The 15,109-nt window shown below is 72.7% G+C and carries 14 protein-coding genes; 8 read left to right on the top strand and 6 right to left on the bottom strand.

Going from position 1 to position 15,109, the window contains the following annotated elements:
* Window positions 1-81: 81 nt before the first annotated feature.
* From ACFU5G_RS23555 to ACFU5G_RS23535, 5 genes are all read right to left on the bottom strand, one after another.
* Entirely contained in the window at window positions 82-1,134 is a 1,053-nt protein-coding gene (locus ACFU5G_RS23555; protein ID WP_377250243.1) for an iron-siderophore ABC transporter substrate-binding protein, read from the bottom strand.
* A gap of 124 nt (window positions 1,135-1,258) precedes the next feature.
* A complete protein-coding gene (locus ACFU5G_RS23550) occupies window positions 1,259-2,050 on the bottom strand; it encodes an ABC transporter ATP-binding protein (RefSeq protein ID WP_377250240.1) in 792 nt (263 codons plus the stop codon).
* The gene (locus tag ACFU5G_RS23545) at window positions 2,047-3,084 is read right to left on the bottom strand and encodes a FecCD family ABC transporter permease (protein ID WP_377250238.1); all 1,038 of its coding nucleotides are present in this window, start codon (window positions 3,082-3,084) and stop codon (window positions 2,047-2,049) included. Before ACFU5G_RS23545 ends, ACFU5G_RS23550 begins: the two co-directional genes overlap by 4 nt.
* A complete protein-coding gene (locus tag ACFU5G_RS23540; protein WP_377250236.1) occupies window positions 3,084-4,130 on the bottom strand; it encodes a FecCD family ABC transporter permease in 1,047 nt (348 codons plus the stop codon). The genes ACFU5G_RS23545 and ACFU5G_RS23540 overlap by 1 nt, the downstream gene beginning before the upstream one ends.
* A 111-nt stretch (window positions 4,131-4,241) precedes the next feature.
* Window positions 4,242-4,781, bottom strand: coding sequence for a hypothetical protein (locus tag ACFU5G_RS23535; protein ID WP_377250234.1), 540 nt, complete (start codon window positions 4,779-4,781; stop codon window positions 4,242-4,244).
* Window positions 4,782-5,120: 339 nt separating this feature from the next.
* Between ACFU5G_RS23535 and ACFU5G_RS23530 the strand changes: the two genes are divergently transcribed.
* Entirely contained in the window at window positions 5,121-5,864 is a 744-nt protein-coding gene (locus ACFU5G_RS23530; protein WP_377250231.1) for a helix-turn-helix transcriptional regulator, read from the top strand.
* A 61-nt stretch (window positions 5,865-5,925) separates the two neighbouring features.
* Here ACFU5G_RS23530 and ACFU5G_RS23525 read toward each other — a convergent pair whose 3' ends face one another.
* Window positions 5,926-7,338, bottom strand: coding sequence for a glycine--tRNA ligase (locus tag ACFU5G_RS23525; protein WP_377250229.1), 1,413 nt, complete (start codon window positions 7,336-7,338; stop codon window positions 5,926-5,928).
* Window positions 7,339-7,484: 146 nt separating this feature from the next.
* Here ACFU5G_RS23525 and ACFU5G_RS23520 point away from each other — a divergent pair, with 146 nt between their 5' ends.
* The 7 genes from ACFU5G_RS23520 (at window position 7,485) to ACFU5G_RS23490 (ending at window position 14,966) form a co-directional block, all read left to right on the top strand.
* Entirely contained in the window at window positions 7,485-8,453 is a 969-nt protein-coding gene (locus ACFU5G_RS23520; RefSeq protein WP_377250227.1) for a metal ABC transporter substrate-binding protein, read from the top strand.
* 14 nt (window positions 8,454-8,467) lie between these two features.
* Window positions 8,468-9,271 carry a metal ABC transporter ATP-binding protein gene (locus ACFU5G_RS23515; protein WP_377250225.1) on the top strand — a complete coding sequence of 268 codons (804 nt, stop codon included), beginning with the start codon at window positions 8,468-8,470 and terminating at the stop codon, window positions 9,269-9,271.
* A gap of 2 nt (window positions 9,272-9,273) precedes the next feature.
* Window positions 9,274-10,203: a metal ABC transporter permease gene (locus ACFU5G_RS23510; RefSeq protein ID WP_036959470.1), complete on the top strand. Its 930-nt coding sequence runs from the start codon at window positions 9,274-9,276 to the stop codon at window positions 10,201-10,203.
* The gene (locus ACFU5G_RS23505) at window positions 10,203-10,598 is read left to right on the top strand and encodes a Fur family transcriptional regulator (protein ID WP_020013979.1); all 396 of its coding nucleotides are present in this window, start codon (window positions 10,203-10,205) and stop codon (window positions 10,596-10,598) included. The genes ACFU5G_RS23510 and ACFU5G_RS23505 overlap by 1 nt, the downstream gene beginning before the upstream one ends.
* Before the next feature lie 128 nt (window positions 10,599-10,726).
* The gene (locus tag ACFU5G_RS23500) at window positions 10,727-11,962 is read left to right on the top strand and encodes an NAD(P)/FAD-dependent oxidoreductase (RefSeq protein WP_377250222.1); all 1,236 of its coding nucleotides are present in this window, start codon (window positions 10,727-10,729) and stop codon (window positions 11,960-11,962) included.
* A gap of 17 nt (window positions 11,963-11,979) precedes the next feature.
* Entirely contained in the window at window positions 11,980-13,434 is a 1,455-nt protein-coding gene (locus ACFU5G_RS23495) for a 2-oxoadipate dioxygenase/decarboxylase family protein (RefSeq protein ID WP_377250220.1), read from the top strand.
* Window positions 13,431-14,966 (top strand): aldehyde dehydrogenase family protein, encoded by a 1,536-nt coding sequence (locus tag ACFU5G_RS23490; RefSeq protein WP_377250217.1) that lies wholly within the window; start codon window positions 13,431-13,433, stop codon window positions 14,964-14,966. Before ACFU5G_RS23495 ends, ACFU5G_RS23490 begins: the two co-directional genes overlap by 4 nt.
* Window positions 14,967-15,109 lie beyond the last annotated feature (143 nt).

The raw sequence follows: 15,109 nt of genomic DNA, 5'->3' as shown, positions 1-15,109 counted from the left end.
AGCTTGTCGAGACCTACCAGGTCTCGACAAGCTCGACCAACGAGAGATGCTCGCCGGGCGAGGGTCTGCTGGAGCGGCGCGTTACTTGTTCAGCGTCTCCGCCAGGGCGTCGATCAGCTTGGGCATGCCCTCGGGGTACTCGACCGAGAGCGCCGTCGGCGGGGAGACGGCCGAGACCGCGACGGTGCCGACCTGCTGCGCCACCATGCCGTTCTTGACGGCGGGCAGGGCCTGCAGCTCCTTCTTGTCGGGGAGCGCGGCGGCCTCCTCCTCGGTGTACGTGTAGGCCACGACGAGGTCGGAGTCGAGCTTGTCGAGCTCCTCGTAGGACAGCGTGTAGAAGAACGAGCCGTCGTCCGGCGCGAGCTCCTCGACGGCCGGGGCGGTCTCGAAGCCGAGGCCCTCCAGGAACCCGGCGCGCGGGTCACCGGCCCGGTACACGTAGATCAGGCCCTCGTCGGGCGAGTCGACGATCGCGGCGACGGTCTTGCCCTCGAACTCGGGGTGCGCCTCGGCCTGCTCGGCCAGGTACGCGTTGATCTCCTCGACCTTGGCCTCGCCCGCGGCGCTGCGGCCCAGGGCGGCGTCCGTGGCGGTGATGATCTCGTCCCACGGCGTCTGCCAGGCCGTCTCCGGGTAGGCGACCGTCGGGGCGATCTCGCTGAGCAGGTCGTACTGCTCCTGCGTGATGCCCGAGTACGTGGCGATGATGACGTCGGGCTCGGCGGCAGCGAACTCCTCGTAGGGCACCGTCGCGCCGGCCTCGGCGTCGGTCAGCACGGTCGGGTGCTCGACGCCGGCCTCGTCGTAGGCCTCCTCGACCCAGGGGAGCAGGTTGCCCTCGCCCACGGTCCAGGTCTGCTCGGCGACGGCGACCGGGAAGACACCCGCGGCGACCGCGGCCTCGGTCGAGCCCCAGCCCCACGTGGCGACGCGCTCGGGCGCCGCCTCGATGGTGGTCTCGCCGAGCGCGTGCTCGATGGTCAGGGGGAACTCGTCGGTGGCGCCGGAGGCGTCGGCGGACGGCGTCGCGTCGCCGCTGCCGGCCGGCTCTTCGGACGCGCAGCCCGCGAGGGTGAGGGCGGACGCGGCGACGAGGCCGACGACCGCTGCGAGGGATCGGCGAGATCGCACGGTTTCTCCCGGGGGGTTCAGTCGAACGACCGGCGGGGTGCCGGTCGAGATGAGGTAACCCTAACCGCATTAGGTCACGTTGATGTTGCGGAATTGGAAGAGGTCTGGGTGAGGTAAACCACGCCTACTTCGAGTGGAAGCGGCCCACCGGGACCACCAGGGGGGAGCCCGCGACGGGGTCGGGCACCACCTGGGCGCGCAGCCCGAACGCCTCGTCGACCACCTCGCGGGTCAGCACGTCCGACGGCGCTCCCTCGGCGACGATCCGGCCGGCCGACATGACGACCAGGTGGTCGGCGTACCGGGCGGCGAGGTTGAGCTCGTGCAGCACCATCGCGACGGTCGTGCCCCGGTCGCGGTTCAGCTCGGTGAGCAGGTCCAGCAGGTCGAGCTGGTGGCGGACGTCGAGGAACGTCGTCGGCTCGTCGAGCAGCACGATGTCGGTCTGCTGCGCCAGCACCATCGCGATCCACACGCGCTGGCGCTGCCCGCCCGACAGCTCGGCGACCGGCCGGTCCGCGAGCTCCGCGACCCCCGTGGACTCCAGCGCGGTGGTGACCACGGCGTCGTCGTCGGAGGAGTGGCGGCCGAACCAGCCCTGGTGCGGGTACCGGCCGCGGCTGACCAGCTCGGCGACCCGCACGCCGTCGGGCGCGATGGACGACTGCGGCAGCATGCCGACCTTGCGCGCCAGCTCCTTGCGCGGCATCTGCGTGATGTCGGCGCCGCCGAGCGTGATGCGGCCGCCGTCGAGCGGGTGCAGGCGGGCCAGCCCGCGCAGCAGCGTCGACTTGCCGCAGGCGTTCGGCCCGACGACGGCGGTGATCTTGCCGTCGGGCAGCGTCAGGTCGAGGCCCTCGATGACCTTGAGGCCGTCGTAGCCCAGGCTGACGCCTTCGGCGCGCAGGTTGGTCATCGGCTCCTCTTCTCGTTCGTGGCGAGCAGCCACAGCAGGTAGGGGGCGCCCACGAGCCCCGTGACGACCCCGACCGGGGCCGCGACGCCGAGCAGCCCGTGCTGCGCGACGACGTCCGCGACCAGGGTCAGGGCCGCGCCGGTCACGGCGGACGCGACGAGCGCGGCGCCGCCGTCGTTCACAAGGCGGCGCGCGATGGCGGGCGCGACCAGGGCGACGAACGCGATGGGGCCGGACGCGCTGGTGGCGAGCGCGACGAGCGCGACGGCCAGCAGCAGCGTGCCCACGCGGGCGGCGTCGACGTGCACGCCGAGGGCGCGCGCGTTGTCGTCGCCCAGCGCGAGGGGTCCCTGGGTCCGCGAGACGACCGCGACCGCGGCGGCAAGCACGAGCGTCCCGACGGCGACGAGCGTGAGCTGCTCGCCGCGGACGTCCGAGATCGAGCCGACCGTCCAGGTCAGGACGGCCGCCGCCTCGTGCTCCTGCGCGCGGGCCAGGGTCCAGGCGATCAGCGACGAGCCCAGGTAGGCGAACCCGACGCCCACCAGCACGAACCGGATCGAGTGCAGGCCCCTGCGCCACGCCAGCAGCCAGATCGCGAGGGCGACGACCGCCGCGCCCGCGAACGCGATCCCGGACAGCGCCACGCCGCTCAGCCCCAGGACGAGCACGCCGAGCACGGCCCCGAGGCTCGCGCCGGTCGAGATGCCGAGGATGTCGGGGGAGGCGAGCGGGTTGCGCAGGGTCGACTGGAAGAGGGCGCCGGCCAGGCCGAACGCGGCGCCGATCACGACGGCCGCCTCGATGCGGGGCAGGCGCAGCTTCTGGATGACGAAGACGTCGCCCTTGTCGCCCAGGCCGAGGACGCCGCCGATCGCCTGGCCGGGGGTCAGGCCGGCGGCGCCGATCAGCAGCGCGACGGTCCCGGCGACGAGCACCACGAGGACCATCCCGGACACGACGAGCGTCTGCCGACGGCGTCGCACGGCGCGCAGGTCGGCGACGGTGCTGACGGTGGTGGCGGGTGCGGACATCAGGCTCCCACCACGTTCCGGCCCCGGGCGACGGCGACCAGCACCGGCGCGCCGAGCAGCGCCGCGACCACGCCGGCCTCGAGCTCGGAGCGGGGCAGGACCAGCCGGCCGAGCACGTCGGCGGACAGCAGCATGACCGGGCCCAGCAGCGCGCCGATCGCCATGATCCAGCGGTAGTCCGTGCCTACGAGGCGCCGCGCCGCGTGCGGTACCACGAGCCCGACGAGGGCGATCGGCCCGGCGAGCGACGTCGCGGTGCCCGCGAGCAGCACGATCGCGACCGCCGCGAGCACGCGCGTGGTGCCGACGCGCTGGCCGAGCGCCGTGGCGACGTCGTCCCCGAGGGCCAGCATGTTGAGGCGGTGCGCGAGTCCCGCGGCCAGGACCAGGCCGACGACGATGAACGGCCACAGCGCCGTGACGGTGTCCAGGCCACGCCCCGTCAGGGAGCCGACCGACCAGAACCGGTACAGGTTGAACGCCTGCTGGTCGCGCAGCAGTACCAGCGTGATGAGCGGCGTGATCAGCGCGGTGACGGCGGCGCCGACCAGCGCGAGCCGCACCGGCTGGCCCCGCCCCACCGAGAACACGATCGCCGCCGCGACGGCGGCCCCGAGGAACGCGAACCACACGTAGCCGATGGGCGAGGTGATGCCGAGCAGCCAGACGGCGCAGACGACCGCCAGCGAAGCACCCGAGTTCAGGCCCAGCAGGCCGGGGTCGGCGATCGGGTTGCGGGTGACGCCCTGGATCAGCGTGCCCGCCATGCCGAGCGCGACGCCCGCCGCCAGCCCCACGACGGTGCGCGGCAGCCGCTGCTCCAGCACCACGTCGTGGTCCATGAGACCCGCGACCGGCGCCGTCAGCGCCCGCCACACCTCGGCCGGGTTGATGTCGCGGACGCCGAGCGCGAGGCTCGCGAGGACGACGAGCACCAGGGCGACGACCGCCGTGAGCAACGCGAGCGTCCGGCGTCGGGCACGGCGGGCCACGGCTTCCGCACCCTCACGGCGTCCCGCGGGCGCAGCCGCAGGTGAGGTAAGCATTGCCTAAGCATTCCACAACGCCGGGCATGGTCGGTACGCGCCCCGCTCCGGGGTGCGTACCGACCGGGTCTACCGGGTCACGAGGTCTGCCGGGTCACGAGGGCGGCCGGCTCACGAGTAGGAGTCGCAGCCCCAGCCGTCGTTGTCCGCGTCGAGGCGGTGGTAGTCCTTGGTCCCGACCCAGACGGTCTTGCCGACGTCGGGGCAGTCGAGGTCGGGGTTGCTGGGCGTGACCGGGCACTGCCACCGGCCGGCGGTGTAGACGCAGGCGGAGTCACGGGCGGAGTCGGCCCGCAGCGAGCCCTTCTTGCCGCCGAAGCTCACGGTCCACGTGCCCGACCTCGTCGCGGTGGTCTTGAAGGAGTAGGCCCCGGTACGCGTGGTCTTGACCTTCGCGATCTTCTTCGACGCTGCCGGCCCCGCCGGGTCGAAGCGGACGATGAGCTCCCGCCCGGACAGCGCGCGCCACTTCCCGTCCCTCTTGTACTTGAGCGTTCCCTTCAGGGTGACCGCCTTGCCCTTCGCGACCGTGTGCGGCTTGGCCTGTGCCGTGATGTTGGTCGTGTAGCCGGTCGCGGCCTGCGCGGGGACGGACGCCGTGAGAGCGAGCGCGAGCACGCTCACCAGGGCGACGATGATTCGTCGGATCATGCGGGGACCAGTCTCTTCCTCGAGTCGGCGTGCCGCCCAACGCGGCACGCTATGAGTCCCAGACCTGCTCAGGCGCTGTTCCTGACACGGTTCGCCCCGACCTCACCCGGGTGAACCCGGTCGCGCCCTCGGACCGTGCCGGCCCCCGGGAAAGTATGTAGGTCTGCGGGGTGTGTTGCTGTGAGTCGACAATGTCTACGCAGAGCAACACACCCCGCAGACGTACGTTTACCCTGCGGCGATATGTCCGTTCCAGCTGCATGCTCGGACCACGCGGTTTATCCACAGGTCCGGGCAACCGTCGCTGCGCCGTCGAGGCGCACCCGGCACGATGGGTCGATGGAATTCGACGGATCGCGGCTCGACGCCGCTCGGCTCGTGAAGGAAGCGCGGCACGCAGCGCGGCAGACGCAGGCGAAGCTCGCCGGCCGAGCGGGCGTGTCCCGTGGGACCGTCGCGGCGATCGAGTCGGGAACGCGAAAGCCGTCCTGGGAGATGCTGACCGGGCTCCTCGCCGCCGCGGGCAAGCAGATGCGGATCGACCTCGAACCGCTCGACGAGGACGTCCGCAGTGCCATGGCAGCGCAGGCGGGTGACACCTCCGCGGCCGACGACCTGAGCATGACGGTCTCGCTCATGGAGGGCCTGACCGACCTGGCGTACCGCTTCGAAGGGCTTGCCGCCGCGGCGGTGCTGGGTGCGCCGCTGCCCTTGGCGGAGCCCATCGAGCTCGTGCTGCCGGACACCCCCGAGGGGGTGGACTGGCTCGCCGCCCTGGTCCGCACTGGTGCGGCCGCCGTGACACCGGCTGGGCGCAGCTACCACCTGGACGGCGTGACGTCCGCCAAGGGTGTGGCCTTGCTGGTGGAGCTCGGCGAGGGCGGTCGATTCCTGCTGGAGATCTGGCTCCGCGTCTTCACGGTGCGGTTCGTCCCGGCCTCGGAGGCCGAGCGCGCGGTCACCGTCGTCGGTGAGCACGGTCCACTGCGGGTGCAGCCGCTGCACGAGATCGAGACCACGGACCGGAACGCGGCGCGCGTCCTGCGCCTGCTGCGGGAGCAGGCCCAGGACGCGCGCGGCTGACCGAGCCCCGCTGGTCGAGCCTGTCGAGACCTGGTTTCGACAAGCTCAACCCGCGATGCGCTCAGGCTCCGACGAGGTGGCCGGCCAGGTAGCTGACGACCTTGTCCAGGGCTACGCGCTCCTGCTGCATCGTGTCGCGGTGGCGGATGGTCACGGCCTGGTCGTCGAGGGTGTCGAAGTCGACGGTGATGCAGAACGGCGTACCGATCTCGTCCTGGCGGCGGTAGCGCTTGCCGATGGCCTGCGTCACGTCGTAGTCGATGTTCCAGTACTTGCGCAGCTCGGCGGAGAGCTTCTCCGACGTCGGCAGCAGGTCCGCCGTCTTGGACAGCGGCAGCACCGCGGCCTTGACGGGGGCCAGGCGCGGGTCCAGGCGCAGCACGGTGCGCTTGTCGACGCCGCCCTTGGTGTTGGGCGCCTCGTCCTCGGCGTACGCCTCGACCAGGAACGCCATCAGCGAGCGGGTCAGGCCGGCGGCCGGCTCGATGACGTACGGGTAGTACTTCTCGTTCGTCACCGGGTCGCGGTAGGCCAGGTCCTTGCCCGAGCTCTCCGTGTGCGTCTTCAGGTCGAAGTCCGTGCGGTTCGCGATGCCCTCGAGCTCACCCCACTCGCTGCCCTGGAAGCCGAAGCGGTACTCGATGTCCACGGTGCGGGTCGAGTAGTGCGACAGCTTGTCCTTCGGGTGCTCGTAGAGGCGCAGGTTGTCGGCCGAGATGCCGAGGTCCGTGTACCAGTTGGTGCGGTAGTCGATCCAGTACTGGTGCCATTCCTCGTCCTCGCCGGGCTTGACGAAGAACTCCATCTCCATCTGCTCGAACTCGCGGGTGCGGAAGATGAAGTTGCCCGGCGTGATCTCGTTGCGGAACGACTTGCCGATCTGGCCGATGCCGAACGGCGGCTTCTTGCGCGCGGCGGCCGCGACGTTGGCGAAGTTCACGAAGATGCCCTGCGCGGTCTCGGGGCGCAGGTAGTGCAGGCCGGACTCGTCCTCGACGGGGCCGAGGTACGTCTTCAGCATCATGTTGAAGTCGCGGGGCTCGGTCCACTGGCCGCGGGTACCGCAGTTCACGCACACCAGGTCGGTCAGGGGCACGGAGTCCGGGTCGTCGATGCCCTTCTTCTCCGCGTGCGCCTCCTGCATCTGGTCCACGCGGAACCGCTTGTGGCACGAGAGGCACTCGGTGAGCGGGTCGGTGAACACGCCGACGTGGCCGGAGGCGACCCAGACCTGGCGGGGCAGGATGACCGAGGAGTCCAGGCCGACGATGTCGTCCCGGCTCGTGACCATGGCCCGCCACCACTGCTTCTTGATGTTCTCCTTGAGCTCCACGCCCAGGGGGCCGTAGTCCCACGCAGAGCGCGTACCGCCGTAGATCTCGCCCGACGGGAAGACGAAACCTCGTCGCTTCGCGAGCGAGACGACGGCGTCGAGCTTGGCGGTCTGCGCAGAGCGCACTGACTTGTCGGACACGAGGGATCTCTCCAGGGGAACAGGTGGAAGTAACGTCCGCCCAGCCTACCGTCCGGGCTGCTCGAGGCCCGCGCGAAATAGCGCGTGACCGACCTCTCGGTGCCGATCTTTGACAACGGTTCTCAACAAGCGTGAGAATCGTTCTCATGACTTCGACTCGCGCCACGGGCGCCGCCCTGACCAGCCTCGTCCTCGCCGGTACGGCGGCACTCGCAGGCTGCTCGGCGCAGGACCAGGGTGGTGCGGCCGGCGGGTCCGACGGTGTCGTCGTGCTCGCGTCGTTCTACCCGCTGCAGTACGTGGCGCAGCAGATCGGCGGCGACCTGGTCACCGTCGACAACCTGACCCCGCCGGCCGCCGAGCCGCACGACCTGGAGCTCTCGCCGGCGCAGGTCCGCGAGATCGGCACGGCCGACCTGGTCGTGTACCTGTCCGGCTTCCAGGCCGCCGTCGACGAGGGCGTCGAGGCCCGCGCTCCCGAGCACGTGGTCGACGCCGCGGACGCCGCCGGGCTCGTCGAGCACGCGGAGGAGACCGAGGAGGAGCACGCGGAGCACGCCGAGGAGGGCGACGACCACGACCACGGCTCCACCGACCCGCACTTCTGGCTGGACCCGAGCCGCCTGGCCGCCGTCGGGCAGGCCGTCGCGGACGAGCTGGCCGCTGTCGACCCGGAGCACGCCGACGAGTACGCGGCGGGCGCCCTCCAGCTCGGCCAGCGCCTCGACGACCTGGACCAGGAGATGGCCGACGGCCTCGCCGCCTGTCAGGGCGCGACGCTCGTGACGAGCCACGCGGCCTTCGGCTACCTGGCCGACCGGTACGCCCTGGAGCAGGTGGGCATCTCGCAGCTCGACCCCGAGGCGGAGCCGTCCCCGGCGCGCCTGCGGGAGATCGGTGACGTGGTGAAGGAGAACGGCGTCACCACGCTGTACTCCGAGACCCTGGTGAGCCCCAAGGTCACCGAGACCCTGGCTTCCGACCTGGGCGTCAGCACGGCCGTGCTGGACCCGCTGGAGGGGCTGTCCGAGGACGCCACCGCCGCGGGCGACGACTACGTCTCGGTGATGCGGTCCAACCTGGCCGCCCTCGAGGAGGGACTGGTCTGCGAATGACGGACACTAGGCGTGTGACCGAGCCGAGCGAACCCGTCATCGAGGCGCGTGGTCTGCACTTCCGTGCGGGCGCGAGCCACATCCTGCGCGGCATCGACCTGACGGTCGAGCACGGTGAGGTGGTCGCGCTGCTCGGCGCGAACGGCTCCGGCAAGTCCACGCTGGTCAAGTCGCTGGTCGGCATCAACGTGCCGTCCGAGGGCAGCGTGCGCCTGCTCGGCGAGCCCCTCGGGGCGGGCGGGCGCGGCGGCCGGGTCGACTGGGGCCGCATCGGCTACGTGCCGCAGCGGTCGGGCGCGGGCGGCGGCATCCCGTCGACCGCGCAGGAGGTGGTCGCCTCGGGGCTGCTGCACGGGCGCCGGCTGCGGCTCCCGCGCGGCTGGCGGCAGCGGGTCGCCGTCGCGCTGGAGCAGGTGGGCCTGGCCGACCGCGTGCACGACCCCGTGCACCTGCTGTCGGGCGGTCAGCAGCAGCGCATCCTCATCGCGCGCGCCCTGGTGCGCGAGCCGGACCTGCTGGTCCTGGACGAGCCCGTGGCCGGCGTCGACATGGCCAGCCAGGAGGCGTTCGCGGCCACGATGAAGCGCCTGGTCGACGGCGGCCTCACGGTGCTCGTCGTGCTGCACGAGCTCGGCGAGCTCGAGCCGCTGGTCACGCGCGCCGTCGTGCTGCGGCACGGCAAGGTCGTGCACGACGGCGCCCCGCCGCCCGCCCGCCACGACCACGACCGCGCGGGGCACCGCCACCAGCACCCGCACGCCGACGACAACGCCCTGGACGCCGAGTCCCGGGCCCTGGACCTGGAGGTGCGCCCGTGATCATGCTCATGCTGACCGACCCGTTCATGCAGCGGGCGCTCATCGCCGCGCTCCTGGTGGGCGTCACGGCCCCCGTGGTCGGCACCTACCTGGTGCAGCGCAAGCTCTCCCTGCTCGGCGACGGCATCGGGCACGTGGCCCTGACCGGCGTCGCGCTGGGCTGGCTCGTGGGCGCGGGCATGGGCCTGACGCCGAACGACGCCCTCGCGATCCCCGGCGCCGTGGTCGCCGCGGTGGTCGGCTCCGTGCTCATCGAGGTGGTCCGCCGCCGCGGCCGCACCTCGGGCGACCTCGCGCTGGCCATCATGTTCTACGGCGGCATCGCCGGCGGCGTGCTGCTCATCGGCATCGCTGGCGGCTCCTCGGGCAACCTCATGCAGTACCTGTTCGGCTCGATCTCCACCGTGTCCGACGCCGACCTCTGGCTCACCGTCGTGCTCTCGCTCGTGGTGCTGACCGTCGGCGTCGGCCTGCGGCACGCGCTGTTCGCCGTCAGCCACGACGAGGACTTCGCCACGGCCTCGGGCCTGCCCGTCTGGGCGCTGAACGTGGTGGTCGCCGTCGTCTCCGCGCTGACCGTGACCGTCGCCATGCGCGTCGTGGGCCTGCTGCTGGTCAGCGCGCTCATGATCGTGCCCGTCGCGATCGCCCAGCAGGTCACGCACGCGTTCGGGCGCACCATGCTCACCGCCTGCGTCGTCGGCGTGGTGGTCTGCCTGACGGGCCTGAGCATCACCTACTGGTACAACGTCTCGCCGGGCGCGACTATCGTGGTGCTCGCCATCGGGGTGTACGCGGTGGTCTCCATGCTGGCGCCGCTGCTGAGCCGGCGGCGCCCCGTGCACGACCCGCATCCCGACCTGCCCGACGACGTCGACCTGCCCGCGGCCGCCACCGAACGTGCGGCCGCCGCCGCGAAGGAGTGCCGCTGATGGCCGCACGCATGACCCGCCAGCGCACCGCCGTCGTCGAGGCCCTCGACGAGATGGCGGACTTCCGCTCGGCCCAGCAGCTGCACGAGGCACTGCGTGCCCGCGGCGAGTCCGTGGGCCTCGCGACCGTCTACCGGGCGCTCCAGGCGCTCGCGGAGGCGAGCGAGGTGGACGTGCTGCGCGCGGAGGACGGCGAGAGCCTGTACCGCCGCTGCGCCCGCCGCGAGCACCACCACCACCTGGTGTGCCGCATGTGCGGCCGCACCGTCGAGATCGACGGCCCCACGGTCGAGGCCTGGGCCTCGAAGGTCGCCGCCGCGCAGGGCTTCGACGACATCGAGCACACCATCGAGCTGTGGGGCACGTGCGCGGACTGCCGCGCGGCCGCACGGTGACGCGCGCACGGTGATCTGACGCCGCAGGCGGGCCGCTTCGGCACCTGATTCCACCGAGCCCAGGCCGCTTGGCAAGAACAATTCCGGTGTCGGCCCATCTCGGCCGGAGTGCGTGGCAGGATGCGTGCATGACCTCACCACGGCGCCCCGCGGACCGCCGGGGCCCGCTGCCCGCCCGCGCCGACGTGGTGGTGGTCGGCGGCGGCGCGCTCGGCGCGTCGGTGGCGTTCCACCTCGCCGAGGACGGCGTGGACGTGCTCCTCCTGGAGGCCGACGAGCTGGCCTCGGGCAGCTCGGGCAAGCCCATCGGGGGAGTGCGCGCGCAGTTCTCCGACCCGGCCAACGTGGACCTGGGCGACCGCAGCCTGGACCTGTACGAGGACTTCGGCGTCCGCCCCGGCGCGGACATCGGGCTGCAGCAGCCGGGCTACCTCTTCCTCCTCCCGGACGCCGACGACGTCACGCTGTTCGAGGAGTCCGTGGCCATGCAGAACGAGCACGGCGTCGCCAGCCGCATGCTCGGCCACGACGAGGTGCGCCGCCTCAACCCGTACGTCGACGCCGACCGCTACGCCGGGGCCGCGTACGCCGCGCGCGACGGGTTCGCGTACCCCCACGCTGTCGTCGAGGGCTACGCGGCGGGCGCCGAACGGCACGGCGCCACCGTCCGCACCCACGTGACCGTGCAGGACGTCGAGACGCGGGGCGACGCCGTCGTCGCCGTCTGGACCGACCAGGGCCGGGTGCGCACCGGCGCCGTCGTGCTGTGCACCGGCGCGTGGACCCGCGACCTGGCCACGAAGGCGGGCGTCGACCTGCCCGTGGACCCTTACCGGCGGCAGATCGGGTTCACGCCGCGGCTGGACCCGGCACCGCCGCGCATCCCGTTCACGATCGACTACGGCACCACGTTCTACTTCCACAACGCGGAGCCCGGCGGCCTGCTGCTCGGCATCGCGGACCCCGAGACGCCGATCGCGTTCGAGCGCACCTACGACCCGGGCTGGCTCCCGCTGCTGCGCGGGGCGATCGGGGGCTGCGCGCCCGGGCTGACCGACGTGCCGGTCGCCCGCGGCTGGGCCGGGCTCTACGAGATGACGCCCGACCACAACGCGCTGATCGGTGAGGCCACGGGCGTGCCCGGCCGACTGCTGTACGCCACGGGCTTCTCCGGGCACGGGTTCCTGCAGGCCCCCGCCGTCGGCGAGGTGGTGCGCGACCTGTACGCCGGCCGCACGCCGGCGATCGACGTGTCCGGGTTCAGCGCGGACCGGTTCGCCGCTGACGACGAGCCCACCCCGCCCACCACCAGCACCCGCACCACGAGCCCAGGGCGACGAGGCCCTGAGGCGAACATCATCTGAAGGACAAGGAGAGACCGATGCCGGCACCGGCGTTCCTCGAACCCTGGCAGCTGCGGGCCGCGTTCGCGCGCAGCCTCTCGGACATGTACGGCAAGGAGGTGCCCGCCTACACCACGCTGCTCGACGTGTCGCACGACGTCAACGCGGACTTCGTGACGCAGCACGGCGCGGACGCCGAGCGGCTCGGCTCCATCGCGCGCGTCACCGCGGAGCGGCACGGCGCCATCCGGGTCGGTACCCCCACCGAGATGGCTCAGGTGGCGCGGATCTTCGGCGCCATGGGTATGCGCCCGGTCGGCTTCTACGACCTGCGGGACGCGTCCTCCAGCTCGGTCCCCGTGATCTCCACGGCGTTCCGCCCGATCGAGCGGTCCGAGCTGGCCCGCAACCCGTTCCGGGTCTTCACGTCGATGCTGGTGACCGCCGACCGCCGGTTCTTCACGGCCGACCTGGAGCGGCGGCTGGAGAACTTCCTCGGCGCCCGCACGCTGTTCGGCCCGGAGCTGCTCGCCCTGGCCGACCGCGCCGAGGCCGAGGGCGGCCTCCCCGAGGACCGGGCCGCCGAGTTCCTGCGCCTGGCCACCGCGGCGTTCGAGCTGTCCGCCGAGCCCGTGGACCAGGCCTGGTACCGCGAGCTGGAGGCGGTCAGCGCCGTCGCCGCCGACATCGGCGGCATCGCCTCCACGCACATCAACCACCTCACGCCCCGCGTGCTGGACATCGACGACCTGTACGCGCGCATGGAGGCGCGCGGCATCACGATGATCGACGCGATCCAGGGCCCGCCGCGCTGGGAGGGCCCGGACGTGCTGCTGCGCCAGACGTCGTTCCGCGCCCTCGCCGAGCCCCGCACCTTCCGCACGGCCGACGGCGAGATCATCAGCGACTCCCTGCGCGTGCGGTTCGGCGAGGTCGAGGCCCGCGGCATCGCCCTGACCCGCGCCGGCCGTGCCGCGTACGACGCCGCCGTGGTCGAGATCGACGAGGCCGCCGCCGCGGCCCGCGCCGACGACCCCGGATTCGCCGAGGCGCAGCGCCAGCAGCTCGCGCGCGCCGTCTGGCAGAAGACCTTCCCCACGACCGAGGCGGCGCTCGCCGACCAGGAGCTCGGCTGGTTCACCTACGAACCGGTGGTCGAGCCTGTCGAGACCCAGGTCTCGACAGGCTCGACCCGCGAGTCGCGCATCCCCGCCGTCGTCCGCGAGCCGATCGTCTACGAGGACTTCCTGCCCCGCTCCGCGGCCGGCATCTTCCAGTCCAACCTGACCTCCGACGGCGCCAAGGACGCCAGCCAGGAGGGGGCGGACCGTGACGCAGACTGGATGGCAGGCGCGCTCGGCCGCGATCTGAACGACCCCTTCGACCTGTACGCCGACCAGGTGGCCAGGTCCCTGACCGCCGCCGCCGAGACCCTCGGCGTCGACCCGGCCACCCTCACCACCACCCACCGCACAACGGGAGCAACGCGATGACCAGCACCACCACCGACAGCCCGCTCACGACCGAGCTGCGCGACACCGCGCTGGCCGCCCTGGAGCGGCTGGGCGCCACCGTGCCCGCCGGCACGGGCCTGCCCGTCGTGTCGCCCCTGTCCGGGCAGACGCTGCTGGAGCTGCGCCGCGACGGCGCCCCCGAGGCCGCCACCGCCGTCGGCGAGGCCGCGGAGGCCTTCACGACGTGGCGCTCGGTGCCCGCCCCGGTGCGCGGGCAGGTCGTCAAGCGCCTGGGCGAGCTGCTCACCGAGCACAAGGCAGACCTCGCCGAGCTCGTCACCATCGAGGCGGGCAAGATCACCAGCGAGGCCCTGGGCGAGGTCCAGGAGATGATCGACATCTGCGACTTCGCCGTCGGGCTCTCGCGGCAGGTCGGCGGCCGCACCATGCCGTCCGAGCGGCCCGGCCACCGCCTGATGGAGACGTGGCACCCGATGGGCGTGGTCGGCGTGATCAGCGCCTTCAACTTCCCGGTAGCGGTGTGGTCGTGGAACACGGCCGTCGCGCTGGTCTGCGGCGACACCGTGGTGTGGAAGCCGAGCGAGAAGACGCTGCTGTCCGCCGTCGGCGCGGCCGCGCTGCTCGACCGGGCCCTGGCCGAGGCCGGCTTCCCGGCCGGCGTCTCGCAGCTCCTGCTCGGCGACCGCGAGGCCGGCGAGGCCCTGGTGGCCGACCCGCGCGTCGCGCTCGTCTCCGCGACCGGCTCCGAGCGCATGGGCCAGCAGGTCGCGCCCGTCGTCGCGGCCCGCGGCGGCAAGTACCTGCTGGAGCTGGGCGGCAACAACGCGGCGATCGTCGCGCCGTCGGCGGACCTCGACCTCGCCGTGCGCGGCGCGGTGTTCTCCGCGGCGGGCACGGCCGGGCAGCGCTGCACCTCGCTGCGCCGCCTGATCGTGCACGAGTCGATCGTGGACGACGTCGTCACGCGGCTCGCGAAGGTCTACACCGGCCTGCCCGTGGGCGACCCGCGCACCGAGGGCACCCTGGTGGGCCCGCTGGTCGACGCCGGGGCGCGCGACCGCATGCTGGCCGCCGTCGACGAGGCCGTGACCGCGGGCGGCGAGCTGGTCGTGGGCGGCACCGCCGTCTCGGTCCCGGGTGCGGAGGACGCCGCGTACGTGCACCCGGCGATCGTCCGGATGCCGGAGCAGGCCGACGTCGTCAGGCGCGAGACGTTCGCGCCGATCCTGTACGTGCTGACCTACTCGGAGCTGTCCGAGGCGATCGCCGTGCACAACGACGTCCCGCAGGGCCTGTCGTCCTCGATCTTCACGCTGGACGTGCGCGAGGCGGAGACGTTCCTGTCGGAGGTCGGCTCCGACTGCGGCATCGTGAACGTCAACATCGGCACCTCCGGTGCGGAGATCGGTGGCGCGTTCGGCGGCGAGAAGTCCACGGGCGGCGGCCGCGAGTCCGGCTCGGACGCGTGGAAGCAGTACATGCGCCGGGCGACGAACACGGTCAACTACTCGACCGAGCTGCCGCTGGCGCAGGGCGTCAACTTCGGCTGACCGGCTCCCGCCGGACGGGCGACGGCCCGGCTCCACGCGGAGAGCGCGTGGGGGCGGGGCGGGGGGGGTGGCCCCGCCGGGGGCGGGTGAGGTGCCGCGCCGGGGGCGGCCCCCAGGGTGTCCCGGTGGGGACCCCGGTCGGG

Source organism: Promicromonospora sp. NPDC057488, from assembly GCF_042802395.1.
Taxonomy (GTDB): domain Bacteria; phylum Actinomycetota; class Actinomycetes; order Actinomycetales; family Cellulomonadaceae; genus Promicromonospora.
This window is presented reverse-complemented; position numbering and strand designations above follow the sequence as displayed.

Excerpts from the sequence above, each read along its gene's own strand:
- ACFU5G_RS23530 (WP_377250231.1), top strand. The coding sequence starts at position 5,121 with ATGGAATTCGACGGATCGCGGCTCGACGCCGCTCGGCTCGTGAAGGAA.
- ACFU5G_RS23500 (WP_377250222.1), top strand. The coding sequence starts at position 10,727 with ATGACCTCACCACGGCGCCCCGCGGACCGCCGGGGCCCGCTGCCCGCC.
- ACFU5G_RS23540 (WP_377250236.1), bottom strand. The coding sequence starts at position 4,130 with ATGCTTACCTCACCTGCGGCTGCGCCCGCGGGACGCCGTGAGGGTGCG.
- ACFU5G_RS23550 (WP_377250240.1), bottom strand. The coding sequence starts at position 2,050 with ATGACCAACCTGCGCGCCGAAGGCGTCAGCCTGGGCTACGACGGCCTC.
- ACFU5G_RS23535 (WP_377250234.1), bottom strand. The coding sequence starts at position 4,781 with ATGATCCGACGAATCATCGTCGCCCTGGTGAGCGTGCTCGCGCTCGCT.
- ACFU5G_RS23495 (WP_377250220.1), top strand. The coding sequence starts at position 11,980 with ATGCCGGCACCGGCGTTCCTCGAACCCTGGCAGCTGCGGGCCGCGTTC.
- ACFU5G_RS23505 (WP_020013979.1), top strand. The coding sequence starts at position 10,203 with ATGGCCGCACGCATGACCCGCCAGCGCACCGCCGTCGTCGAGGCCCTC.
- ACFU5G_RS23520 (WP_377250227.1), top strand. The coding sequence starts at position 7,485 with ATGACTTCGACTCGCGCCACGGGCGCCGCCCTGACCAGCCTCGTCCTC.
- ACFU5G_RS23510 (WP_036959470.1), top strand. The coding sequence starts at position 9,274 with ATGCTCATGCTGACCGACCCGTTCATGCAGCGGGCGCTCATCGCCGCG.
- ACFU5G_RS23490 (WP_377250217.1), top strand. The coding sequence starts at position 13,431 with ATGACCAGCACCACCACCGACAGCCCGCTCACGACCGAGCTGCGCGAC.
- ACFU5G_RS23545 (WP_377250238.1), bottom strand. The coding sequence starts at position 3,084 with ATGTCCGCACCCGCCACCACCGTCAGCACCGTCGCCGACCTGCGCGCC.